This is a genomic window from Azotobacter armeniacus, from assembly GCF_054779355.1.
Map to the genome: position 1 here is coordinate 1 of NZ_BAAGYK010000014.1, position 23,761 is coordinate 23,761.

17 protein-coding genes and 2 pseudogenes are annotated in these 23,761 nt (G+C 64.7%); 13 read left to right on the plus strand and 6 right to left on the minus strand.

The window, feature by feature from the left end:
- Window positions 1-443 precede the first annotated feature (443 nt).
- Entirely contained in the window at window positions 444-2,009 is a 1,566-nt protein-coding gene (gene ahpF, locus ACYVD0_RS03390) for an alkyl hydroperoxide reductase subunit F (protein ID WP_460425489.1), read from the minus strand.
- A 192-nt stretch (window positions 2,010-2,201) separates the two neighbouring features.
- On the opposite strand from ahpF, the gene ACYVD0_RS03395 reads away from it, so the two are divergent.
- Window positions 2,202-2,636: an N-acetyltransferase gene (locus ACYVD0_RS03395; protein WP_460425490.1), complete on the plus strand. Its 435-nt coding sequence runs from the start codon at window positions 2,202-2,204 to the stop codon at window positions 2,634-2,636.
- A 509-nt stretch (window positions 2,637-3,145) separates the two neighbouring features.
- Window positions 3,146-4,234, plus strand: a complete 1,089-nt coding sequence (locus ACYVD0_RS03400; RefSeq protein WP_460425491.1) for a hypothetical protein — start codon at window positions 3,146-3,148, stop codon at window positions 4,232-4,234.
- Window positions 4,235-4,503: 269 nt separating this feature from the next.
- On the opposite strand, the gene ACYVD0_RS03405 is transcribed toward ACYVD0_RS03400, so the two are convergent.
- From ACYVD0_RS03405 to ACYVD0_RS03420, 4 genes and pseudogenes are all read right to left on the minus strand, one after another.
- Complete coding sequence (locus tag ACYVD0_RS03405) at window positions 4,504-5,871, minus strand: formimidoylglutamate deiminase (RefSeq protein WP_460425492.1); 1,368 nt, start codon at window positions 5,869-5,871, stop codon at window positions 4,504-4,506.
- A 14-nt stretch (window positions 5,872-5,885) separates the two neighbouring features.
- Entirely contained in the window at window positions 5,886-7,415 is a 1,530-nt protein-coding gene (gene hutH / locus ACYVD0_RS03410) for a histidine ammonia-lyase (protein ID WP_460425493.1), read from the minus strand.
- A 981-nt stretch (window positions 7,416-8,396) separates the two neighbouring features.
- Window positions 8,397-9,011, minus strand: coding sequence for an RES family NAD+ phosphorylase (locus ACYVD0_RS03415; RefSeq protein WP_460425494.1), 615 nt, complete (start codon window positions 9,009-9,011; stop codon window positions 8,397-8,399).
- A 3-nt stretch (window positions 9,012-9,014) separates the two neighbouring features.
- Window positions 9,015-9,245: pseudogene (locus ACYVD0_RS03420) on the minus strand (MbcA/ParS/Xre antitoxin family protein); the annotation flags it as partial.
- An 84-nt stretch (window positions 9,246-9,329) separates the two neighbouring features.
- Here ACYVD0_RS03420 and ACYVD0_RS03425 point away from each other — a divergent pair.
- From ACYVD0_RS03425 to ACYVD0_RS03435, 3 genes are all read left to right on the plus strand, one after another.
- Window positions 9,330-9,785, plus strand: a complete 456-nt coding sequence (locus ACYVD0_RS03425; RefSeq protein ID WP_460425495.1) for a hypothetical protein — start codon at window positions 9,330-9,332, stop codon at window positions 9,783-9,785.
- Window positions 9,786-10,355: 570 nt separating this feature from the next.
- Window positions 10,356-11,417, plus strand: coding sequence for an RNA-guided endonuclease InsQ/TnpB family protein (locus ACYVD0_RS03430; RefSeq protein ID WP_460425496.1), 1,062 nt, complete (start codon window positions 10,356-10,358; stop codon window positions 11,415-11,417).
- 1,303 nt (window positions 11,418-12,720) lie between these two features.
- The gene (locus ACYVD0_RS03435; RefSeq protein WP_460425497.1) at window positions 12,721-13,914 is read left to right on the plus strand and encodes an ATP-binding protein; all 1,194 of its coding nucleotides are present in this window, start codon (window positions 12,721-12,723) and stop codon (window positions 13,912-13,914) included.
- A 179-nt stretch (window positions 13,915-14,093) separates the two neighbouring features.
- On the opposite strand, the pseudogene ACYVD0_RS03440 reads toward ACYVD0_RS03435, so the two are convergent.
- A pseudogene (locus ACYVD0_RS03440) lies at window positions 14,094-14,369 on the minus strand (DDE-type integrase/transposase/recombinase); the annotation flags it as partial.
- A 121-nt stretch (window positions 14,370-14,490) separates the two neighbouring features.
- Here ACYVD0_RS03440 and hutU point away from each other — a divergent pair.
- The 8 genes from hutU (at window position 14,491) to ACYVD0_RS03480 (ending at window position 23,743) form a co-directional block, all read left to right on the plus strand.
- Window positions 14,491-16,170, plus strand: coding sequence for a urocanate hydratase (gene hutU / locus ACYVD0_RS03445; protein ID WP_460425498.1), 1,680 nt, complete (start codon window positions 14,491-14,493; stop codon window positions 16,168-16,170).
- Window positions 16,171-16,357: 187 nt separating this feature from the next.
- Window positions 16,358-17,569 carry an imidazolonepropionase gene (hutI, locus tag ACYVD0_RS03450; RefSeq protein ID WP_460425499.1) on the plus strand — a complete coding sequence of 404 codons (1,212 nt, stop codon included), beginning with the start codon at window positions 16,358-16,360 and terminating at the stop codon, window positions 17,567-17,569.
- The gene (hutG, locus tag ACYVD0_RS03455) at window positions 17,562-18,371 is read left to right on the plus strand and encodes an N-formylglutamate amidohydrolase (protein WP_460425500.1); all 810 of its coding nucleotides are present in this window, start codon (window positions 17,562-17,564) and stop codon (window positions 18,369-18,371) included. Before hutI ends, hutG begins: the two co-directional genes overlap by 8 nt.
- Window positions 18,372-18,579: 208 nt before the next feature.
- Entirely contained in the window at window positions 18,580-19,695 is a 1,116-nt protein-coding gene (locus ACYVD0_RS03460; protein ID WP_460425501.1) for a branched-chain amino acid ABC transporter substrate-binding protein, read from the plus strand.
- A 268-nt stretch (window positions 19,696-19,963) separates the two neighbouring features.
- Window positions 19,964-20,878: an ABC transporter permease gene (locus tag ACYVD0_RS03465; RefSeq protein ID WP_460425502.1), complete on the plus strand. Its 915-nt coding sequence runs from the start codon at window positions 19,964-19,966 to the stop codon at window positions 20,876-20,878.
- Between the two features lie 2 nt (window positions 20,879-20,880).
- On the plus strand, window positions 20,881-22,158 hold the full coding sequence (gene livM / locus ACYVD0_RS03470) for an ABC transporter permease family protein (protein WP_460425548.1): 1,278 nt from the start codon (window positions 20,881-20,883) through the stop codon (window positions 22,156-22,158).
- Window positions 22,155-23,030, plus strand: a complete 876-nt coding sequence (locus tag ACYVD0_RS03475; protein WP_460425503.1) for an ABC transporter ATP-binding protein — start codon at window positions 22,155-22,157, stop codon at window positions 23,028-23,030. The genes livM and ACYVD0_RS03475 overlap by 4 nt, the downstream gene beginning before the upstream one ends.
- The gene (locus tag ACYVD0_RS03480; protein WP_460425504.1) at window positions 23,027-23,743 is read left to right on the plus strand and encodes an ABC transporter ATP-binding protein; all 717 of its coding nucleotides are present in this window, start codon (window positions 23,027-23,029) and stop codon (window positions 23,741-23,743) included. Before ACYVD0_RS03475 ends, ACYVD0_RS03480 begins: the two co-directional genes overlap by 4 nt.
- Window positions 23,744-23,761: the final 18 nt, after the last annotated feature.

Genomic DNA, 23,761 nt, shown 5'->3' on the forward strand with positions numbered 1-23,761 from the left:
ATGAGCTGGCTGGCCAAAACCCCGGAGCGGGTAGTTGCCTATTTCCAGCATGCGTCGGTGCGTTATGCCACTTAGATTGGGTATTTGATTGCCGGGTTAATAATCCGGCCCAAGAATAGATTTTCCGTAGATCCCGGTCTTTAGCGGTCTCTATGGCCCTTTCGGGAGCCTATTCAAGGGCCTTTTTAATAATCAATTTCGGCGCCCGAGGCTCCGATACTGCGTTGCCGCTCCTCGCCATAGCCCTGCTATGACTCGTCGCGGCGGCAAACCCCGGCATCCGAACTTGAGTTAACCAATCAACCGCACAGGCCACTAGGCGCGCGTGAGCCAAGCGGGTAGTAGTTGCCTTCGGAAAGGCAGGGGGGCGCCTACGGAAAGGCGCCATCGCTTGAGTAATCGCCAGCCACAAAATCCATGGTCACTCCCTTGAAGGCCGGCCGTCAGGCCGGTGCCGAGCTGCGGATCAGGTGGTCGAAGGCACCCAGCGAGGCCTTGGCGCCGTCGCCCATGGCGATGACGATCTGCTTGTAGGGCACAGTGGTGGCATCGCCGGCGGCGAACACGCCGGGCACCGTGGTGGTGCCGTGGGCATCGGTGATGATTTCGCCGCGTTCGGTGAGCTCGATGCTGCCCTTCAGCCACTCGGTGTTCGGCAGTAGACCGATCTGCACGAAGACGCCTTCCAGCTCGATGCGGTGCGCCTCATCGCTGGCGCGGTCCTTGTAGACCAGGCCGTTGACCTTTTGGCCGTCGCCGGTGACTTCGGCGATCGGCGCGTTGAGCAGCACGGTGACGTTCGGCAGACTGTGCAGTTTGCGCTGCAGCACCGCGTCGGCGCGCAGCTTCTCGCCGTGGGTCAGCAGGGTGACGTGGGCGACGATGCCAGCCAGGTCGATGGCCGCTTCGACGCCGGAGTTGCCGCCGCCGATCACCGCCACGCGCTTGCCCTTGAACAGCGGGCCGTCGCAGTGCGGGCAGTAGGCCACGCCCTTGGCGCGGTATTCCTGCTCGCCGGGCACGCCGAGGGCGCGGTAGCGGGCGCCGGTGGCGAGGATCACGGTCTTGGCCTTGAGCGCCGCGCCGGACTCGAAACGCACCTCATGCAGACCGCCCTTGGCGGCGGCCGGGGCCAGCTTGACCGCGCGCTGCAGGTTCATGATGTCGACCTCGTACTGCTTGACGTGCTCTTCCAGGGCGCGGGCGAGTTTCGGGCCTTCGGTCTCCTGCACGGAGATGAAGTTCTCGATGGCCATGGTGTCCAGCACCTGGCCGCCGAAGCGCTCGGCTGCCACGCCAGTGCGGATGCCCTTGCGCGCGGCGTAGATGGCCGCCGAGGCGCCGGCCGGGCCGCCGCCGATCACCAGCACGTCGAAGGCTTCCTTGGCGTTGAGCTTCTCGGCGTCGCGGGCGGCAGCGCCGGTGTCGAGCTTGGCGAGGATCTGCTCGAGCTCCATGCGGCCCTGGCCGAACAGCTCGCCGTTCAGGTAGATGGTCGGTACGGCCATGATCTGGCGCTGTTCGACCTCGCCCTGGAACAGCGCGCCGTCGATGGCGACGTGGCTGACCCGGGGGTTGAGCACCGCCATCAGGTTCAGCGCCTGGATGATGTCCGGGCAGTTCTGGCAGGACAGCGAGAAGTAGGTCTCGAAGCGGTATTCGCCCTCGAGGCCCTTGATCTGCGCGATGGCATCCTCGCTGGCCTTGGACGGATAGCCGCCGACCTGCAGCAGCGCCAGCACCAGCGAGGTGAACTCGTGGCCCATGGGGATACCGGCGAAGCGCAGGGAAATGTCCGCGCTTGGCCGCTCGAGGGAGAAGGACGGGACGCGCGCATCCTTGCCGTCGGTGCGCAGGGTGATCTTGTCGCACAGGCCCTGGATGTCCTGCAGCAGGCCGAGCATCTCCTGGGATTTGGCGCCCTCGTCGAGGGAGGCGACGATCTCGAAGGGCAGGGTGACCCTCTCCAGGTAGGCCTTCAACTGGGTCTTAAGGGTAGCGTCCAACATAGGTTTCGACTCCTCGATGGGGTGGAGAACTTTGATGGGTGCAACCTTACGATGTGAGGAGCATTTTGCCTAATCGATTGAACTTGTCGGGGTGATTTCATTTTTCTATCTATGACCGCCGGCGATCGCGCAGGCGGACGGATCTTTCCATGTCCGCTGGTCTCCCGGCTGGAGGCAGTGTGTTGACGATGTATGGACGGCTGCCTAGAAGGCCAGGTCATTTGCGGCTACTACTCCCTTGCGGCGGGCGCGGTGGATCATGCGAGCATATCGAGTTCGATCCGGCGCAACATGCCCGATCCCGATCCCGATCCCGATCCCGATCCCGATCCCGATCCCGATCCCGATCCCGATCCCGATCCCGATCCCGTTCCGGTCATGGTCCTGGGGCGCCTGGCGGACGACAGCCATTGGCCGGGAATGGGGCTGGGCGCCGATTTGCTGAGGAATGCCGTACTGCGCACCGTGCGACTGGCTCAGGAGGTCGGTATCCGTGCCCTGCTGGTTCATGCCCTGAACGAACGGGCGCGGTCTTTCTATCGGCATCACGGATTCAGCGAGTCGGCGCTTGATCCTCTCGTGCCCATGCTGTGTATCCGGCTGGAAACTTGCCAGGAAGCTCGGTGAGCAATTGCATGGACTGCTCCGACTTGACCGTCGTCCCTGCCCGTCGAGATCGGCCAACTGCTGCCGTTCACGACTGGTAGCAGTCGACCGATTCCGTCATTCGATCCTACGAGGACTCAGCGCCCGCTTACCGACTTGAAGCGGTCATCTCTCTCCGGAAGAAGGCCGACGAGTGTTCGGCCTTTCCAGTCAATGAGAAATATATAAATTCTCGAACACCTTCTTCAACAGCCTGCCCCCGGTGCGAGCCGAATCCGTACCTTCTCGCTGGATTTTCTTGATCCCGTTTTCGCTACCTATACTCACGGCACTTTGGTCGGACGTGCTGGACGTTCCGTTGGAGAGAGGGCTGGCAAAACTGCGAAGGCGCCACATGCAATTAGGAAGGAGAGAGCAGCCCATTGAGGTCTGCGGAGCAATCAAACCCGTATGAGCAGTGTGAAGGACTCGGTTGAAACATATCCGAGGCGGGTAGGTTACCGCTGTCGAATCTGTTCGAGGGGCCCGCGATGTTGAATCTGCGCTCCCTGATCGTCGTCTTGATGGTGGCGCTGGCGGGGTGCGCCACTCCAGACCGCACCCCCAAGTTGCCTCCGCCGGTTGTGATTCCAGAAAGTACGTGGCGGCAGATCGATCGCGACATAGTCGCCGTGTCGCTAGACGCGAAAAAGCAGGCCACGAATCACGCACACCACGCCATGCAGAGCTGGAGGGGCCTCGTCTACCAGCGCACCGATACGGACTTCATTCCGTGGTTTTCCAGCTACTGGACCCGGCAATGGCTGACCATGAAGGTGACCTGGTACAAGCTGAACGCAGGGGGAGAGAAAGAACCGACCGTAGAGCGCCTGGCTATCTATCTGCAGGAGCAATATCACGAGCAAGTGCTGGAACCAGTCGCCAAGGAGATCGATCCCGACCGGGTCATGGAGCAGGCGACGAAACTCTACGTCTGGCTCCTCGGTGAGCAGCTCCAGAGAATCCCGCAGCGCTACGGTGTACCTCCGGATCAATTCTACCGCCGGCTCAAAGGCATTCCAGCGATCGCGCTGGCGCCTCCCCCCACCCACAGCGCTTCGCTCTACCAGATTGTCCACGCGGACCCGATCGGCAGACTGCCGGCTTATGTGGCCCTGGTCGCTCGAATCCACAATGCCCCTGGTGGCGCGGGAACCTGGTCATCGGACGCAGGCATATCGTCAGTAGCGAAACGGACCAGCGAAAGACTGGCGACCGAACTCGCCACCAGCGGTGTCGCAAGCTCTGTCGCAGCTGCGGTCGGCCGGGCAGCAGGCATGGTGATTTCCCTGGGAGCGGCGGGTTTCACCTCCATCGTGCGCGAAAAAGAACGGCCGGAAATGGAGGCGCAGCTTCGGAAAAGCCTGAATGCCGCCTTTGACGAGGAGTGGCTTGATTTGATGCGGAACCCCGACACGGGGGTGCTGGCAGGGGTCTACTACATATCTGGACAAATCGAGAGAAGTCTTGCCAACACCGTTACGCGGCCGGCCCAATTCGAAGCGGAACCGCAAGATGTTCTCCTGCCAGGCGAGCAACCCCTTCAAGACGGAAATAGTGACGACGAAGCCCCCCACTAACTGTGGTGTGGTAGCGCGAATGAATAATCCGACACGGCCGCGGATCGGCATTTTTATCCACACCAGGAACGGGATGGGAACCGCCCCGAGTCCAATCGACAGTCTTGATCGAGGGTGGGTTTTGCCCGAAAAGGTCGCAAAGATCAATGTGTCGCGAATGTCAGGTACCGGTGCGGTCTGGGCGTCCTCCCACCCAATTCGGGCGAGCCGGGTAAGCCCGCTTTTGGCCGACTGCTGCCGGCCATGTCGGGCTGCTTTCCTGTTGGCGATCAGGGAACTGCCAGGAGCATTGCCAGCACCCCGGCGAAGGCGCGGGCTGTGCGTTCCTCGTCCGCATGGCGGCCTTCGCGCACCACCCAGCGCCCGGCGACCATGAGGTCGCGGACCTGGCGGTCGCCGCCGGCGAACAGCCAGCGGTTGAGTAGCTGATCGCCCTCGCTGCTCGCCAGATAGGGATCGGCGCCGTCCAGCACCAGCAGGTCGGCGCGCCGGCCGACCTTCAGTGCGCCGACCGGCTGCCCCAGGGCCTGGGCGCCGCCAGTCAGGGCCGCCTGGTAGAGCGCGGCGCCGACCGCCGGCCGCTCGGCGCAGGCCAGGCGGTTGCGCCGGTGGTCGCGCAGGCGCTGGCCGTATTCCAGCCAGCGCAGCTCCTCGACCGGGCTGACCGACACCTGGCTGTCCGAACCGATGCCGAAGCGCCCGCCCAAGGCCAGGTAGTCGCTGGCCGGGAACAGGCCGTCGCCAAGGTTGGCCTCGGTGGTGGGGCAGAGGCCGGCGACGGCGCCGCTTGCGGCCAGCCGGGCGAGCTCGTCCGGCTGCGCCTGGGTGGCGTGCACCAGGCACCAGCGGGTGTCGACCGGGCAATGCTCGAACAGCCACTGCAGCGGCCGCCGGCCGCTCCAGGCCAGGCAGTCATCAACTTCCTTCTGCTGCTCGGCGATATGCAGATGGATCGGGGCGTCAACCGGACTGGCGGTCAGCACCTGGGCGATCTGCCCGGGGCGGACAGCGCGCAGGGAGTGAAAGCCCAGCCCCAGGCGCTGACCGGCCTGCTCCAGCGCCGGCCGCAGGCGCGCCAGCAGGTCGAGATAGCCGTCCTCGCTGAGGAGGAAACGCTGCTGCCCCGCACCCGGTGGCTGGCCGCCGAAGCCCGCATGGCTGTAGAGCACCGGCACAAGGGTCAGGCCGATGCCGGCTTCCCGGGCGGCGCGGGCGAGGCGCAGGGACAGCTCGGCCGGGTCGGCGTAGGGCCGGCCGTCACGGTCGTGGTGCAGGTAGTGGAACTCGGCGACGCTGCTATAGCCGGCCTTGAGCAGTTCGATGTAGAGCTGGCGGGCGATGGTTTCCAACTGCTCGGGATCAAGCCGGGCGACCAGTCGGTACATCAGCTCACGCCAGGACCAGAAGCTGTCCTCGGCGCTGCCGGCGACCTCGGCGAGGCCGGCCATGGTGCGTTGAAAGGCGTGGGAGTGCAGGTTCGGCATGCCGGGCAGGAGCGGCCCGCCCAGGCGTTCGGCGCCCTCGGCGCGGGCACCGGGCTCGATCCGTTCGAGCAGGCCGGCTTCGGAGATGCCCAGGCGCACGTCTCGCGCCCAGCCGCCCGGCAGCAGGGCGCGTTCGGCGAACAGAATGGTCATGGCGGGATCGGCGCTCAGGGGTAAAGGCGGGCGCAGGGCACCCAGCGCTCGAAGGCACCGCCCTCGACCCAGACCCGCGCGGTAGTGATGTCCGGGGCAAAATAACGGTCCTGCTCGTAGTGCGCCACCCGACTGCGGATCAGCGCCATGACTTCGCCCAGCTGCGGCGAGGTGGAGAGCGGCGCATGGAAGTCCACCCCCTGGGCGGCGGCCAGCAGCTCGAGAGCGACTACCGCCGAGGCGTTGCCGACCATGTCCTGCAGGCGGCGGGCGGCGAAGGTGGCCATGGACACGTGATCCTCCTGGCCGGCCGAGGTCGGCAGGCTATCCACCGAGGCCGGGTGGGCCAGGCTCTTGTTCTCCAAGGCGAGGGATGCGGCAGTGACGTGGGCGATCATGAAGCCGGAGTTCAGCCCGCCTTCCTTGACCAGAAAGGCCGGCAGGCCGGACAGCGCCGGATCGACCAGCAGGGCGATGCGCCGCTCGGAGAGGGCGCCGATCTCGGCGATGGCCAGGGCCAGCACATCGGCGGCCATGGCCACCGGTTCGGCATGGAAGTTGCCGCCGGAAAGCACCTCGGCGTCGTTGGCGAATACCAGCGGGTTGTCCGACACCGCGTTGGCCTCGCACAGGAACACCCCGGCGGCAAAGCGCAGGTGGTCCAGGCAGGCGCCCATCACTTGCGGCTGGCAGCGCAGCGAGTAGGGGTCCTGGACCCGTTTGCAGTGGGCGTGGGAGCGGTTGATCGCGCTGTCGTGGAGCAGCTCGCGATACAGCGCGGCCACGGCGATCTGTCCCGGCTGGCCGCGTACCGCTTGAATGCGCGCATCGAAAGGCACGAAGGAGCCCTTCAGTGCCTCGACGCTGAGACTGCCTGCGACCACCGCGGCGCCGAACAGCCGTTCCGCGGCGAACAGCCCGCGCAGTGCCAGGGCAGTGGACACCTGGGTGCCGTTGAGCAGCGCCAGGCCCTCCTTGGGGCCTAGGGTCAGAGGCTGCAGGCCGGCGATGGCCAGCCCTTCGGCGGCCTCCAGCAGCCGGCCCGCATGGCGCACCTGACCGACGCCGAGCAGCGTCGCGGCCAGATGGGCCAGCGGGGCGAGATCGCCGGATGCGCCCACCGAGCCCTGGGACGGGATGCACGGATAGACCTGCGCTTCGTAGAGCTTCAGCAGCGCCTCGATCATCGCCCAGCCGACCCCGGAGTAGCCGCGCGCCAGGGAGGCGATCTTCAACGCCAGAATCAGCCCGACGCTGGCGTCGTCCAGCAGTGGCCCGGTGCCGGTGCAGTGAGAGAGCACCAGATTGCGCTGCAGGGCGGTGAGGGAGTCTGCCGAGATCGAGGTGCGCGCCAGCAGGCCGAAGCCGGTGTTGATGCCATACACGGTGCGTTGACTGGCGAGGATCGCCGCGACGCTGTGTGCGCTGGCCTCGACCTCGGCTCGGCAGGCCGGATCGAGGTCGATTGCTGCCCGATCCCAATAAAGAGCACGCAGGGCGTCCAGGTCGAGCAGGCCGGGACGAAGAAGCAGGGTGGAAGGCATGGGGGCATCCTGCAGAGAGGCTTGTTTCTATATAGGCGAAAAACCGGAGCGTTGTCGAAGGCCGCCACACAGGAATGAGCCGGGCTGCGCAGCAACCTGGCGAGACGCGTCTTGCCGTGTCCATCCGGCTGGCTTTCCGTAAATCGGAAATCCTCTGGCGAATCGGATCTTGACAGTCATGCCTTGTCACGGCTCGGGAGTTCTACGAAAGGCCGCCGAGCGGCGCGGACGGTGCGGGTTGAAGGGGCGGCATGGAGGAGCGGGGGAGTGCGGCCAACAGTAGGCCAGATCACGGTGGAGAGCAGGAGAGGGCAAGAAAAAGCCCACCAATATAACAGTGGGCTATCACACGATGGTGCTGATCCTTCAGCTGCAGTCATGTTGCGCCAACAATTGTGAAAGTTCCATGAAAAAGGCCTGAAAAACTTTCCTCCTCGGGTGTTCCGACGAGCGGTAGTCCCGGCGCTACGCGCTTGTACCATTCCTACGGCAGCCTGCCATAAACCGACGGGTCTGCCCGCGCCGGTGGCGCTCGCACTCCTGCGCCGTCTACTCCGCAAGCCATCAGGCCAGGCCGGCGGTGTGCGGGCCGACGCTGGCATTGAGGATATACCCGTAGGCGGCGGTGTCACTCTGGCACCGTGAGGGACAGCAGCAGGACGGCGATGCTTCGGGAAGACATGGCAGCTCCTTCCAGGGTGTGAAGGAGCAAGTATCCAGGCCTCCTGCGCGGTCCAGCATTTATTGCTGCGCTCGCTTGGCCTTGGATCGGCCTTTTTCCGTAAATCGGAAATGATCTGAGAGGCCAAACCGGATTGCCATGGCTAGTGTCGATGCCCACCAGTGAATATCAGACGGGCAAGGGGCTGGGGCGAACTACCAGAGCCGAACTTCGACCGCATGTTTCCACAAATCGGAAATAGTAAGGCGAGATAAAACTGTTCATCACACCCCCAAACAAGCTGGCTCCTACGGAGGTAATCAGCAAGCGCAGAAGAGAGGACAGGACGGCTCCCGTCGTCCGGGCGAGCGGAATAGCGCCACGCATTCGGCCCCCGATCGGCGCACGCAGCCGTAGAGCAGGCCCCAGATGCCTTCCAGGCGCAGCTGGGCGGCGAAGATCTGGGCCGGGCCGTAGTGCTGGGGATCGGGGTTGTAGAGTCCGGGGTCGCTGGCGCGAATGTCCACCAGCGGCCGGGCGATCTCGCTGAGGTAGCAGCGCATGGTCAGCTCCAGGCTGGGCTGATTCGTGGCGGAGAGAAAGCGTGCGCGGTGGAACTGGGTTTCCGCGATGGCCGCCTCGAGGCTGTCGGCCGCGTAGTAGACCCCGTAGCTGCCGTCGGTGAAGCGGCTCGGACTGCCGATATGGGTGAAGGCCGCCATGACCGGCCTCGAGCCGGAGCCGGAGACCCGATCCTCGGGCACGACCAGGTTGATCTCGCCAGCCTCCTCGCGCAGCCGGTCGTTGGTCAGTGCCTCGATCTTGAAGGCGATCTCCAGGTCGGCAGGGTCCAGGGTGTCCTCGAACACGCTAATGGGCGGAAAGTGGCTGGCGACCAGCCGGTGAGCCTGCCAGGCAGGGATGACCTGGTCCATTCCCTATCCCCGCTGCGCCGCCAGATAGTGATTCACGTCCGACAGATCGACCAGCGACCCGGCCAGCATCCGCTGCAGCGCCGTATCGCCGTTGAAGGGGGCGGCCTTGTTCGGGCGCTTGACCCAGTCGTAGGCGGAGGGTGAGTCCCCGAACAGGATGCGCAGCGATTTGTGGATGCCCATCAGGTTGGAAATCCGCTCCAGCAGGTCGCGGCTCAGGCGAACCTCCGGGAGCCCCTCAGCTTCATCCACTGCGCTACCATTGCGCAGGTGTGACAATCCGAGGCCACCCAGCCTAGCGCCGCAAGGGGAATCGTAATGTTCGGAAAAGCTGCCGGTGAGGTATTGGAGAGCGGGATTTCTGCACTGGTCAGGGATACCGCGAACGAGAAGGGGCGAATCGGCGAGGTGTTCCGCAGGATCGCCAGTCACCCGGTCAAAGTGCTCGCGTCCTTCATCGCCGCGCCGATTTTGATCGTCCGGGTCGCCTTTCTAGTGGAAAATCCCAAGCGGCGAGTCATTGCAATCCTCGGCCTGTTCCTCTCTGTGCTGCTGTCATACGGGGCGGCCACCTTTCTGGGCACCCTCGTCGGCGCGGCGTTCATTGCGTCGAATATCGGGCTGCTGGCAGGAGTCGGCTTTCTGTTCGGCACAACCTTGAGCGTCTATCTGAGCGTCATCTTCTCGATCGTGGTGTTCCAGGCGGTGACCTTCGTCTTTCTCAAGATCAGCTCGCAGGAGGTCATCGACTACCTGCATGAGATTTCGAGCTGACTGGGTACGCCGGCAGAGGATGATGTCGCCGCGTTCGCTCACTGAACCTCCCCAGGGATCGGCTGAGAGGTTGTGAAAAAATCGAACAGTGCCGTGAGAGCCTCTCCAATCCCCTTCAAAAAGGCGTGCCATGTGAAAAGCGGGAGAGTTTATGAGCCAAATGGTCTTACTTTTCACGTAGCGCAACGTTTTAGCGGCTGTTTTGAAGGGGGGCGCAGCAGCCGCTTGAATTTTTCACAACCTCTGAGCCCAGAGTGAATGGCCGCAATAGCTGTTGACTCTGTCGGGGCCGTGAATCGCTTTGGCGGTAGTAATGAAGCCTCCATGTCCGTAACTCTGCCTGCCACAGAGTAGGCAGGCATTGTCGCTCCTGATCCTGGGCGGGGTGCTTGCTTGATTGCCGTATGTTTCCGACGGCCTGGCGGCCTCCAGTCAGCCCATCAAATTGATGGGGAGTCGGGGGGGATTACCGGGAATGAGCGGAAAGCCCCGTACTTTTAGTGCGGGGATGTAGAGCGCGGGTCGCGAAGCGACCCTTGGGTTTCCCCAACTCCATGGCAACCTGGCCGCATGAAGCACACCAAGACCCTCAAGGTTCGCGTTCGAGACAAGCATGCGCCGCTGCTCCGGCAGATGGCCCGCAGCGTCAATCTCGCCTGGAACTACCTGAACGAACTCAGCTCCCGAGCCATTCGAGAGCGCGGTCTGTTTCTGTCCGCCTACGATATGGACCGCTACACCAAGGGCTCCAGCAAAGAGCTGGGGCTCCATTCCCAGACGCTGCAAGAGGTGTCGCGGGAATATGTCACCCGGCGCAAGCAGTTCGGGAAAGCCAGGCTCAACTGGCGCAGGTCGGGCGGCGTCCGGCGCTCGCTCGGCTGGATTCCCTTCAAAGCCGGTGCCACGCAATGGAAGTACGGACAGATTTATCACAACGGCCACCGCTTCAAGGTCTGGGACAGCCACGGTCTGGGCCGGTACCGGTTCCGCTCGGGCAGCTTCAGCGAGGATGCGCGGGGCCGCTGGTACTTCAATGTCGTCGTCGAGGTCGAGCTACAGCCGTCGCTCGGGCAGGGGGCGGTCGGCATCGACCTGGGGCTCAAGGATGTGGCCACCTGCAGCGACGGCATCCGGCTGGAGAACGGCCGCTTCTACCGCGACCTGGAGGCGAAGCTGGCCATCGCCCAGAGGGCCGGCAAGAAGGCCCGCGTCCGGGCGATCCACGCCAGGATCGCCAACCGGCGCCGGGATGCCCTGCACAAGTTTTCCCGGCAACTGGTGAACCAGTACGGCGAAATCCTGGTGGGCGACGTGTCGTCCACGAAACTCGTGAAGACCCGGATGGCCAAGTCGGTGCTCGATGCCGGCTGGGGCCAGTTGAAGACGATGCTGGACTACAAATGCGCTCACGCAGGTATCGTGTTCAAGGTGGTCGACGAGCGCTACACCTCCCAAGCCTGTTCGAATTGCGGCGCATTGCCCGATTCGCGGCCGAAAGGTATCGCAGGACTTGGAATAAGGGAGTGGACCTGCAGTGCGTGCGGTGTCACGCACGACCGCGATGTGAACGCGGCCAGGAACATTCTCACGGCCGGGCATGGCCGTCCAGCAGTGGGAATCCCCGTCCTTTAGGGCGGGGAGGATGTCAACAAAGAGGTATGGTGAGAGGACATACATGCCTCCATCCCGAGAGCTGTTCCAGGCGCAAAACCAAGAAACCGAGGAACAGCGCCCTCTTGAAGAAGTAGTCGCCAGACTTGCTGTACAAGTCTGTGCTGCCTGCACTACATACACACAGGTGCGCGCTTGACTTCTTTATTCCCGAAAGGAGTTCCTTGATAGACGCCCGCCAACGACAGAGCGAAGTTGCCAAAGCCCGCCAAGATATCTATTTCTCCGGCGCGGCAGCCACATTCTGGCCATGCGTAGCTGGCTATCGGCAAATCCTCGTAAGTCATTGGCCAAATCGTGCAGATTCAACTGATCTAGTTCCCGGGCAACACGTTTGTTATCACGGGCGCGGCGGACAAGGTCGGTCGCATGGATGCGAGCTGTGCCGCTATGTTCCTGTTCTTGGCTAGGCATAGGAGTACCTCTTTGGGAAAGAGGCCATCCCTGGCGGTGGACATCACATGTGTTTCAAATCTTCCTTCCCGTGCTTCAACTCTCACTCTCTATAATTTTCAAACATAAAAGCAATGCTGGCATGGATTGTTATTGCTTATGTATCACAATGACAACTCATCATATTTTGCGTTCAGTAGGGTCCGTATTGCCGAATCTCAAATGTAGTTATAGAGCTTGCCGAGCCATTCGACAATAGAGCTCGCCACTACAAAATCGTCGACGGCAGGGATCAATAGCTTTTTCAAATAACATTGCCCCATCGGCACACAGTTGATTGTTTTCACCAAGTACGACTCTTTCACCGATCTTGCCCCAGTATCTGTGATCCGCAAGACGATACACGGCAACGAATGAATCCCGGCAAGACAGGTCAGTCGATGAAACAAATCCCTATCCGTCACTTCGCAGGAGCAATGCAAGGAATAGCCGTGTTTTCTCCAGTTCCATCATGAATGATCAGCCAGCGGCGCGGCGACGGCGCTGATCTGGCACGTCGCGCGGATCTCCTTGCCGCCGGTGTAGCCTTGGGCGTGGGCCGGCCGGCGGCAGCGCGTGTTCGGCCATGCCCGGCGAGGGTCTCGGCGGGCCGCAGAGGGCGAGTGGGCGGTCTATTGCTGCTTGAGCGCCGCCATGCCACCGTGGGGAATGGTAAGAGGCATATTGCGCAGCTCGCATATCGGCTGCTGCCGGGGGCGGGCCCGATCCCGATAAAGAGGGATCGACATGCCTTTACGCTGAATTATACTTTCGACTGTAAATTACAGATCACTAGATAATTACAGGTAATTCGTCTGTCGAAGGTAGAACCATGAAGCCAAGCCGAGGATTTGTGTTCCGACGAAGCGCCCTTGCCCGATCCATTGCCGATGGGCTGGCGGGCATGGGGCTGGCCGACTACAGCTCCGGGCTGTTCCTGGCCGCACCGCGCCGCACCGGCAAGAGCACCTTCCTGCGGGAAGACCTCATTCCCGAATGCCTGGAGCGGGGTTGGTACCCCGTCTACGTCGACCTCTGGGCCAACAAGGAATCCGATCCGGCAATGCTGATCTCCAGCGCCATTGCCCAGGCCCTGGTGAAGTTCGAAGGCCGCTTGCGCAAGCTGGCCAAGTCCATTGGGGTCGAGAAAATCAACATCCTCCACACCCTGTCCTGGGACTTCAGCAAGCCGCAGCTCCCCGAGGGGGCCACACTGGCCCAGGCACTCACGCTGCTCCACCGGGCCTGCGGACAGATGGTCGTCCTGGTGATCGACGAAGCCCAGCATGCCCTGACCACCGAAGCCGGCATCAACGCTATGTTCGGCCTCAAGGCGGCGCGGGACGAGCTCAACCAGGGACAGGACGGCGACGGCCTGCGCCTGGTGTTCACCGGCTCGAGCCGGGACAAGCTGGCCCATCTGGTGCTCAACACCAGGCAACCCTTCTACGGCTCCAGCGTCACCCCGTTCCCGCTGCTCGGGGACGACTTCACCCGGGCCTATACCGAACACCTGAACGCCAACCTGGCTGCGGGCAACCAGTTCGACCCCAGGGACGTTGGCGAGGCCTTCCAGTTGGTAGGCTGCCGTCCGGAACTACTGCGCACCATTATCGCGGAGGTCAGCCTGGAACTGGGCGCCGCCAGCAACCTCGGGGAGCTGCTGCGCAACGGTGCGGAACTGGTGCGTGCCGGCGTGTGGACCGAGTTCGAAAGCAGCTACAACGGCTTGACCCTTCCCCAGCGTGCGGTGCTGGAGGTCATGGCGAACTGCTCGCTGGCGAACCAGCCCTTCACCCCTTACTCGGAAGCGACGGTCCAGGAGGTCGGCCAGATCCTCAAGGCATGGGGCAGCGACGTGCAACCAAGCACCACAACCATCCAGACGGCAATAGAGTCCCTGCGCGACAAGGAGCTCGTCTGGCGCGCCAGCCGGGGTGCCTATGCGCTGGAAGACAAGTCCATGGCCGAGTGGTTGCAGCATTACCGGAAAGAGGGGCAGACACCTGGGGGGCTTCGCTCGTGACTGGTCGTCTGGGGCTTGCCGGCAGCGCTTGCAGCAACGCCCAGTCGGTCAGCGGCAACGAGATCGGCCCTCGGGAGTGTGATGTGGGAAAGCTGTAGGCAAACGATTCTTGCAGGGGAGGATAGCTATGTGCATGCCTTAAAAGCATGCAATCCGCTGGATCACCCAATTGTCTCTGAGTACAGCCCGTTGATGGTCTCGACCAGGGCGTTATCGTAGGAGTCGCCCACGCTGCCCACCGAGGGCTCGATGCCGGCCTCGGTCAGGCGTTCGGTATAGCGGATCGATACATACTGCACTCCACGGACGCTATGGTGGATCAAGCTGCCTCGATCAACAGGACGGCGTGCGTACAGAGCCTGCTCCAGGGCATCAAGTACGAAATCCGTCCGAGCCGAACTTGACACCTTCCAGCCGACGATGCACCGGGCGAATACGTCGATCACGAAAGCTAGCCTTGGAACTGGAGCGCAAGGCCATGGCCGAGGGGCTGGCGCGCCGCTTCGGTTGAGCCAGGCCGTGGCGGCTATGCTTGGTGGCAGGCCCGGAAGTTCGGCGCAGCGCGAGGATGCCCCCATGAGCGAGTCTTTCCACCTGTACCGCGACGTCGAGATCCGCGCCCCGCGCGGCACGACGCTGAATGCCAGAAGCTGGCTGAGCGAGGCGCCGCTGCGCCTGTTGATGAACAACCTCGACCCCGAGGTGGCGGAGAACCCGAAGGAGCTGGTGGTCTATGGCGGCATCGGTCGGGCGGCGCGTAACTGGGAGTGCTTCGACCGGATCGTCGAGACGCTGAAGAACCTGGAGGACGACGAGACCCTGCTGATCCAGTCGGGCAAGCCGGTGGGGGTATTCCGCACCCACCGCGATGCGCCGCGGGTGCTGCTCGCCAACTCCAACCTGGTGCCGCACTGGGCCACCTGGGAGCACTTCCACGAACTGGACGCCAAGGGCCTGGCCATGTACGGGCAGATGACCGCCGGCAGCTGGATCTACATCGGCAGCCAGGGCATCGTCCAGGGCACCTACGAGACCTTCGTCGAGGCCGGCCGCCAGCACTATAGCGGCGACCTGCGCGGGCGCTGGCTGCTCAGTGCCGGGCTCGGTGGCATGGGCGGCGCGCAGCCGCTGGCGGCAACCCTGGCCGGGGCCAGCGCGCTGCTCGTCGAATGCCAGCAGAGCCGTATCGACTTCCGCCTGAACACCGGCTACCTGGACGAGCAGGCGCGTGATCTGGATGACGCCCTGGCGCGCATCGCCCATTACACCGGCGAGGGCCGGGCGCTATCGGTCGGCCTCTGCGGCAACGCCGCGGACATTCTTCCAGATCTGGTGCGCCGCGGCGTGCGGCCGGACCTGGTCACCGACCAGACCAGCGCCCACGACCCGCTCAACGGCTACCTGCCGAGAGGCTGGAGCTGGACCGAGTACCGCGAGCGCGCCAAGCGCGAGCCGGTCGCGACGATCAAGGCGGCCAAGCGCTCGATGGCCGAGCACGTGCGCGCCATGCTGGCCTTCCAGCAGTTGGGTGTGCCGGTATTCGACTACGGCAACAATATCCGCCAGATGGCTCGGGACGAGGGAGTGGAGAATGCCTTCGACTTTCCCGGCTTCGTCCCGGCCTATATCCGCCCGCTGTTCTGCCGCGGCGTAGGCCCGTTCCGCTGGGTGGCATTGTCCGGCGCGGCCGAGGATATCCACCGCACCGACGCCAGGGTCAAGGAGCTGATCCCCGACGATCCGCACCTGCACCGTTGGCTGGATATGGCCCGCGAGCGCATCCGCTTCCAGGGCCTGCCGGCGCGCATCTGCTGGGTCGGCCTCGGCCAGCGCGCCAAGCTCGGCCTGGCCTTCAACGAGATGGTCAGAAGCGGCGAGCTGCAGGCACCCATCGTCATAGGTCGTGACCATCTCGACTCCGGCTCGGTGGCCAGCCCCAACCGCGAGACCGAGGCCATGCGCGACGGCTCGGACGCGGTGTCCGACTGGCCGCTGCTCAACGCCCTGCTCAACACCGCGAGCGGCGCCACCTGGGTATCCCTGCATCATGGCGGCGGTGTCGGCATGGGCTATTCGCAGCACGCCGGCATGGCGATCGTCTGCGACGGCACGGACGAGGCCGCGGCGCGGATCGCCCGGGTCCTGCACAACGACCCGGCCAGCGGGGTTATGCGCCACGCCGACGCCGGTTACCCGGAGGCCATCCGGTGCGCCCGCGAGCAGGGGTTGAAGTTGCCGATGGTGGGGGACTCCTGATGGGGGCATCATCACAGCACTCCCGCCTTCATCGCCCTCTCCCCGATGGGGAGAGGGCCGGGGAGAGGGGAGCCAGGTGCCGGCCAATCTCCCTCTCCCCCGACCCCTCTCCCAGGCATGGGAGAGGGGAGAAATCCGTGCATCCGACCTGCAGACCGACTCATGACTGCCGAAGGGGACAAGGGCAATGACCGACACCCGCTGCTGGTTCCACTGTCACGCCGCCACCATGAAGGGCGGCCGCTATTCGGTCATCGAAGACGCCGCGATCCTTGTCCGTGGCGAGCGAATTGCCTGGATCGGCCCGCGCGACGCATTGCAGCCCGGCGATTGCGAGGCCGTCGACCTCGGCGGCGCCTGGGTCACGCCGGGGCTGATCGACTGCCATACCCACCTGGTGTTCGCCGGCGAGCGCAGCGCCGAGTTCGAGCTGCGCCTGGAAGGCGCCAGCTACGCCGAGATCGCCGCCCACGGCGGCGGCATCGCCAGCACGGTACGGGCTACCCGCGCGGCCAGCGAGGAGCAATTGCTGGACAGCGCCCTGCGCCGTGTCCGCCAGCTGCTGCGCGACGGGGTGACCTGCCTGGAGGTGAAGTCCGGCTACGGCCTGGACCTGCCCAGCGAGCGCAAGCTGCTGCGGGTCGCCCGCCAGCTCGCCGAGCGCCTGCCGCTGACGGTGCGCACGACCTGCCTGGCTGCCCATGCCGTGCCGGCGGAATACGCTGGGCATGCCGACGCCTACATTGTCCATATCTGTGACGAGATGCTCCCGGCGCTGGTGGCAGAAGGGTTGGTGGATGCGGTGGACGCCTACTGCGAGCACTTGGCCTTTTCTCCGGCGCAGGTCGAGCAACTGTTCGAGACCGCCGCGGCCCTGGGTCTGCCGGTCAAGCTGCACGCCGAGCAGCTTTCCGCGCTGGGCGGGACGCGTCTGGCGGCACGCCACCGGGCGCTGTCCGCTGATCACCTGGAGTACGCCGGCGAGGCGGACGTCGCCGCGCTGGCGGAGGCGGGTACGGTGGCTGTGCTGCTGCCGGCGGCCTTCTACCTGCTCGATGAAAGCCGCCGGCCGCCGGTCGAGGCGCTGCGCCGGCATGGCGTGCCCATGGCGCTGGCCAGCGACCTCAACCCCGGCACCGCGCCGGTGCTGTCGCTGCGCCTGATGTTGGCCATGGCCTGCACCTCCTTCGGCCTGACCGTGGAGGAGGCGCTGGCCGGGGTCACCCTGCACGCGGCCCGCGCCCTTGGCCTGACCGATAGCCATGGTAGCCTGGAGGTTGGCAAATACGCGGATTTCGTCGCCTGGGACATCCAGCGCCCAGCCGAACTGGCCTACTGGCTGGGCGGCGAGCTACCCAGGCGAGTCGTCTTTCACGGAAAGGAGGTCAGCCATGGATGAAGTCATGACGTTCACCCGCGGTCGGGTGCCACTGCTGATCAGCGTGCCCCACGCTGGCACTCAGTTGACGCCGGAAGTGGAGACCGCGCTGGTGCCGCACGCTCATGCCCTGCCGGACACCGACTGGCACCTGCCGTGGCTCTACGATTTCGCTGCCGGGCTGGGCGCAAGCCTGCTGGCGGGGCGCTATTCGCGCTATGTGGTGGATCTCAACCGCCCGCCCGACGACCGGCCGCTGTACGACACGCCGACCACCGGGCTGTTCCCCTCGACCTTTCTCGACGGCTTGCCGCTGTTCCGGGCGGGCGGGGAGCCTGGCCCCGAGCAGCGAGCCGAATATCTGCAGCGCATCTGGCGGCCCTACCACGAAACCCTGGCGGCCGAGCTGGCGCGGCTGAAGGCAGAGTTCGGCTACGCCCTGCTGTTCGACGCCCATTCGATCCGCGCCGAGGTGCCCTGGCTGTTCGAGGGCCGCCTGCCGGACCTCAACCTGGGCACCAACTCCGGCGCCAGCTGCGATCCGCGCCTGGCCGAGCGGCTCATGGCGGTGTGCGCGGCAGCCGAGGGCTACAGCCGGGTACTCGACTGGCGCTTCAAGGGCGGCTATATCACCCGCCACTACGGGCGGCCAGAGGAGAGCATCCACGCCGTTCAGCTGGAGCTGACCCAGTGCCGCTACATGGAGGAGCAGGAGCCCTTCCGCTACCGCGAGGATCTGGCCGGACCGACCCGTGGTGTGCTGTGTGCGCTGTTGGAGGCTATGCTGGCCTGGGGCCGGGAGCATGGCCGGAGCAGCCGGTGACGAGTCTCTGCACGGCCGACGGTGCGCCGTCGACGGTTCATAAGTCATTGTTTAAACTTGACCTGTGACTCGTATACCCCTCATACGAGTGTGCCTTTCAACGCGTTTGTCAGCTTGCCTGTGTCGCGTGGTCGGGCGTTCTCGCGTACCCACTGCTGGAAACGAAACGTCACTCCCCCATACCTTCAATAACAAGGAGCTCCAGTTCATGATGATGATGAGAAAAGGCATCCTGGCTTTCGCGGTCTCGGCTGCGCTGGGCTTGTCCTCCGTGGCCCGGGCCGATGTGCTGATCGGCGTGGCCGGCCCGCATAGCGGCCCCAATGCCGCCTTCGGCGAGCAGTACTGGCGTGGCGCTAGCCAGGCCGCCGCCGACATCAATGCCGCCGGCGGTATCAACGGCGAGCCGGTCAAGCTGGTCAAGGGTGATGACGCCTGCGAGCCGAAGCAGGCCGTGTTCGTGGCCAACCGTCTGGTCGACCAGGACAAGGTCGCCGCGGTGATCGGCCATTTCTGTTCCTCCTCGACCATCCCTGCCTCTGAGGTGTACGACGAGGCGGGCATCCTCACCATCACCCCCGGCTCGACCAACCCGCAGGTCACCGAGCGCGGCCTGACCGGCATGTTCCGCATGTGCGGCCGCGACGACCAGCAGGGCCAGGTCGCCGCCGACTTCATCGTCGACAGCCTGAAGGGCCAGCGAGTGGCGGTCATCCACGACAAGGACACCTACGGCCAGGGCATTGCCGATTCCGCGCGCGCCGAGCTGAGCAAGCGCGGCGTCGCCGCGGTGCTCTACGAAGGCCTGACCCGCGGCGAGAAGGACTTCAACGCGCTGGTTACCAAGCTGCGCGGCGCCAACGTCGACGTGGTCTACTTCGGCGGCCTGCACACCGAAGCCGGCCCGCTGCTGCGGCAGATGCGCGAGCAGGGCCTGACCGCCCAATTCGTGTCCGGCGACGGCATCGTCACCGACGAGCTGGTCACCACCGCCGGCGGTCCGCAGTACGTCAAGGGCACCTTCATGACCTTCGGCGCCGACCCGCGCAAGATCCCCGAGGGCCAGGCGCTGGTCGAGAAGCTGCGCGCCGGCGGCTACGAGCCGGAGGGCTATACCCTGTACGCCTACGCTTCCCTGCAGGCCCTGGCCGCGGCCTTCAACGCCGTCGGTGGAACCGATGCGGAGAAGGCTGGCCAGTGGCTGAAGAGCCATCCGGTGTCGACTGTGATGGGCACGAAGGAATGGGATGCCAAGGGCGACCTGAAGGTCAGCGACTACGTTCTCTACGCGTGGGACGACCAGGGCAAGTATCACCAAAAGTGACGAGCCGCTCAGACAATCCGTACGGTGGAAAATCCGCGCAGCGGTTTTCCACCGTAACCGCTTTGGTGAATAAGGCTGCGCCGTTATCCTCCTACTGCCGATGCATTGTTCGGCTGCTGGGCGTAGGGTGGAGAGTCCGCGCAGCGGTTTTCCGCCGGAACCGCGGATGGTGGAAAAGACCTGTGGTCGTTTTCCCCCCTACGGCGCTACATCTCCGAGGTCCTGCTTTACCTCTTTCCATGAACCGCCCATAGACGAGACTTACGCATTGGACGGCATCTTCCTGCAACAATTGATCAACGGGCTGACCCTCGGGGCGGTCTACGGCCTGATCGCCATTGGCTACACCATGGTTTACGGGATCATCGGCATGATCAACTTCGCCCACGGCGAGGTGTATATGATCAGCGCCTACCTCTCGGCCATCGGTCTGGCCCTGTTGGCGTTCTTCGGCGTGGAATCCTTTCCGCTGCTGATTTTCGGCACGCTCTTGTTCACGGTCTGCGTCACCGGCCTGTACGGCTGGGTGATCGAGCGCATCGCCTACCGGCCGCTGCGCAACTCCACACGCCTGGCGCCCTTGATCAGCGCCATCGGTATCTCGCTGATCCTGCAGAACTACGTGCAGATCAGCCAGGGCGCGCGCCAGCAGGGCGTGCCGACCCTGCTCGACGGCGCCTTCCGCCTCCCCATCGGTGAGGGCTTCCTGCAGATCAGCTACACCAAGGTGTTCATCCTGATCGCCGCCTTCGCCGGCATGGCTGCGCTGACCTGGGTGATCCACTGTACCCGGCTCGGTCGCATGTGCCGCGCCACCCAGCAGGACCGCAAGATGGCGCAGATCCTCGGCATCGACACCGACCGGGTGATCTCCTGGGTATTCGTCATCGGCGCTGCCATGGCCGCGCTGGCCGGCGTGCTGATCACCATGAACTACGGCACCTTCGATTTCTATGTCGGTTTCGTCATCGGCATCAAGGCATTCACCGCCGCGGTGCTCGGTGGCATCGGCTCGCTGCCCGGCGCCATGCTCGGTGGCCTGATCCTCGGGGTGGCCGAGGCGCAGTTCTCCGGGATGGTCAACACCGACTACAAGGACGTGTTCAGCTTCTCGCTGCTGGTGCTGATCCTGATCTTCCGACCGCAAGGACTCCTGGGTCGGCCCCAGGTGACGAAGGTATGAGCATGCCGGAGCATTCTTCCCTGGATATCCGCCAGCCGCTGCTGGACAGCGTTCTCGTCGGGTTGGTCGCCCTGGTGGTGTTCGGCCCCATCGTCGGCGTGGTGCTCGACGGCTACAGCTTCAACCTCCAGCCCGAACGTCTGGCCTGGCTGGTCGGTGCGGTGATGCTCGGCCGCTTCTCCTTCAGCCTGTTCCTGCAGAGCGCTTTCGGCCGTAGTTGGCTGCAGCGCCTCGACGGCGGCAGCGCGGGCGTGCGGGTGCTGGCGCCAGAACACCGCTCGCACCTGCGCTGGATTTTGCCGCTGGTGCTGCTGGCGGCGCTGATCTTCCCGTTCTTCGCCAGCAAGTACCTGCTCACCGTGATCATCCTCGGTCTGATCTACGTGCTGCTCGGCCTTGGCCTGAACATCGTGGTCGGCCTCGCCGGGCTGCTCGATCTGGGCTACGTGGCCTTCTACGCCATCGGCGCCTACGGCCTGGCGCTCGGCTACGAATACCTAGGCCTCGGCTTCTGGAGCGTGCTGCCGCTGGCCGCGCTCATGGCGGCACTGGCCGGGGCGCTGCTCGGCTTTCCGGTGCTGCGCATGCACGGCGACTATCTGGCCATCGTCACCCTCGGCTTCGGCGAGATCATTCGTCTGGTGCTGAACAACTGGCTGTCCTTCACCGGCGGGCCGAACGGCATGTCGGTGCCGGCGCCGACCTTCCTCGGCCTGGAGTTCGGCCGACGAGCTAAAGAAGGCGGAGTGCTGTTCCACGAGTTCTTCGGCATCGCCTACAACCCCAACGTCAAGTTCCTGTTCATCTACGCGGTGCTGCTGCTCACCGTGCTGCTGGTGCTCTACGTCAAGGGCCGGCTGATCCGCATGCCGATCGGCCGGGCCTGGGAGGCGCTGCGCGAGGATGAGATCGCCTGCCGCGCCATGGGGCTCAACCACGTGCTGGTCAAGCTCTCGGCGTTCATGCTCGGCGCTTCCACGGCCGGGCTGGCCGGGGTGTTTTTTGCCAGCTACCAGGGCTTCGTCAACCCGACCTCGTTTACCTTTTTCGAGTCGGCGCTGATCCTCGCCATTGTGGTGCTCGGCGGCATGGGCTCGACCCTCGGCGTGGTGCTAGCCGCCTTCGTGCTGACGGTAGCGCCGGAGCTGCTCCGCAGTTTCGCCGACTACCGGGTGCTGCTGTTCGGCATGCTCATGGTGCTGATGATGATCTGGCGGCCGCGCGGGCTGATCCGCATCAGCCGCCGCGGCTTCGCGCAACGTCCAGGGGTGGCACCATGAGCGACGACGAGATTCTGAGCGTCGAGCATCTGTCCATGCAGTTCGGCGGCATCCGCGCGCTCCACGACGTCAGCCTGGGCGTGCGCCGCCACTCCATCACCGCACTGATCGGCCCCAACGGCGCCGGCAAGACCACGGTGTTCAACTGCCTGACCGGCTTCTACCGGGCCACGGGCGGGCGCATCCGCCTCGCGACTCGCGGCAGGACTACCGATGTGCTGCAGGTGCTCGGCGAGCCGTTCCGGGCGGGTGACTTCGTCAGCCCGCGGCGCTTCGCCAGCCGCCTGCGCTACAAGCTGTTCGGCGGCACCCACCTGGTCAACCGCGCCGGACTGGCGCGCACCTTCCAGAACATCCGCCTGTTCCGCGAGATGTCGGTGCTGGAGAACCTGCTGGTGGCCCAGCACCTGTGGGTCAACCGCAACCTGCTGGCCGGCATCCTCAATACCCGGGGCTTTCGCCGTGCCGAGGAGCAGGCGCTGGAGCACGCCTTCTACTGGCTGGAGGTGGTCGATCTGACGGACTGCGCCAACCGCCTGGCCGGCGAGCTGTCCTACGGCCAGCAGCGCCGCCTGGAGATCGCCAGGGCCATGTGCACCCAGCCGCAGCTCCTCTGCCTGGACGAGCCGGCCGCCGGCCTCAACCCGGCCGAGACCACCGCGCTCAGCCGCATCATCCGTACCCTGCGCGATGCGCACGAAGTCACTGTGCTGCTGATCGAGCACGACATGGGCCTGGTGATGGGCATTTCCGACCATATTCTGGTGCTCGACCATGGCGAGCTGATCGCCGAGGGACCGCCAGCGGCGATCCGCCATGATCCCAAGGTGATCGCCGCCTATCTGGGTGCCGACGAGGAGGAACTGGCATGACGGTGCCGTTGCTGGAATTTCGTGACGTCGACCTGCACTACGGGCCGATTCAGGCGCTGCGCGAGGTCAGCCTGCACGTCGACGAGGGCGAGACGGTCAGCCTGATCGGCGCCAACGGCGCGGGCAAGTCGAGCCTGTTGATGTCAATCTTCGGCCAGCCGCGCGCGAGCGCCGGGCAGATCCTTTACCGCGGCGAGGACATCACCCACCGATCCGCCCACCACGTTGCCTCCAGCGGCGTGGCCCAGTCCCCGGAAGGGCGGCGGGTGTTCCCCGACATGAGCGTGGAGGAGAACCTGTTGATGGGCACCATCCCCATCGGCATGCAGCACGCCGACGAGGATCTGCGGCGGATGTTCGAGCTGTTCCCGCGATTGCTGGAGCGGCGCAACCAGCGCGCCATGACCCTCTCCGGCGGCGAGCAGCAGATGCTCGCCATCGCCCGCGCGCTGATGAGCCGGCCGCGGCTCTTGCTGCTTGACGAGCCCTCGCTGGGCCTGGCGCCGATCGTGGTCAAACAGATCTTCCAGATCCTCTGCGACCTGGCGGCCGGCGGCATGACCCTCTTCCTGGTGGAGCAGAATGCCAACCACGCGCTGAGGCTGTCCGACCGTGGCTATGTGATGGTCAACGGGCAGATCCGCCTGTCAGGGACGGGGGAAGAGCTGCTGGGCAACCAGGAAGTGCGCAGCGCCTATCTGGGCGGGCATTGAGGGGAGGGACGTCGATAG

Coding starts and splice junctions, on each gene's coding strand:
- ACYVD0_RS03400 (WP_460425491.1), top strand. CDS start 3,146: ATGTTGAATCTGCGCTCCCTGATCGTCGTCTTGATGGTGGCGCTGGCG.
- livM (WP_460425548.1), top strand. CDS start 20,881: ATGCCGGAGCATTCTTCCCTGGATATCCGCCAGCCGCTGCTGGACAGC.
- ACYVD0_RS03430 (WP_460425496.1), top strand. CDS start 10,356: ATGAAGCACACCAAGACCCTCAAGGTTCGCGTTCGAGACAAGCATGCG.
- ACYVD0_RS03405 (WP_460425492.1), bottom strand. CDS start 5,871: ATGACCATTCTGTTCGCCGAACGCGCCCTGCTGCCGGGCGGCTGGGCG.
- ACYVD0_RS03395 (WP_460425490.1), top strand. CDS start 2,202: ATGGACGGCTGCCTAGAAGGCCAGGTCATTTGCGGCTACTACTCCCTT.
- ACYVD0_RS03475 (WP_460425503.1), top strand. CDS start 22,155: ATGAGCGACGACGAGATTCTGAGCGTCGAGCATCTGTCCATGCAGTTC.
- hutI (WP_460425499.1), top strand. CDS start 16,358: ATGACCGACACCCGCTGCTGGTTCCACTGTCACGCCGCCACCATGAAG.
- ACYVD0_RS03480 (WP_460425504.1), top strand. CDS start 23,027: ATGACGGTGCCGTTGCTGGAATTTCGTGACGTCGACCTGCACTACGGG.
- ACYVD0_RS03425 (WP_460425495.1), top strand. CDS start 9,330: ATGTTCGGAAAAGCTGCCGGTGAGGTATTGGAGAGCGGGATTTCTGCA.
- hutG (WP_460425500.1), top strand. CDS start 17,562: ATGGATGAAGTCATGACGTTCACCCGCGGTCGGGTGCCACTGCTGATC.
- hutH (WP_460425493.1), bottom strand. CDS start 7,415: ATGCCTTCCACCCTGCTTCTTCGTCCCGGCCTGCTCGACCTGGACGCC.
- hutU (WP_460425498.1), top strand. CDS start 14,491: ATGAGCGAGTCTTTCCACCTGTACCGCGACGTCGAGATCCGCGCCCCG.
- ACYVD0_RS03415 (WP_460425494.1), bottom strand. CDS start 9,011: ATGGACCAGGTCATCCCTGCCTGGCAGGCTCACCGGCTGGTCGCCAGC.
- ahpF (WP_460425489.1), bottom strand. CDS start 2,009: ATGTTGGACGCTACCCTTAAGACCCAGTTGAAGGCCTACCTGGAGAGG.
- ACYVD0_RS03460 (WP_460425501.1), top strand. CDS start 18,580: ATGATGATGATGAGAAAAGGCATCCTGGCTTTCGCGGTCTCGGCTGCG.
- ACYVD0_RS03435 (WP_460425497.1), top strand. CDS start 12,721: ATGAAGCCAAGCCGAGGATTTGTGTTCCGACGAAGCGCCCTTGCCCGA.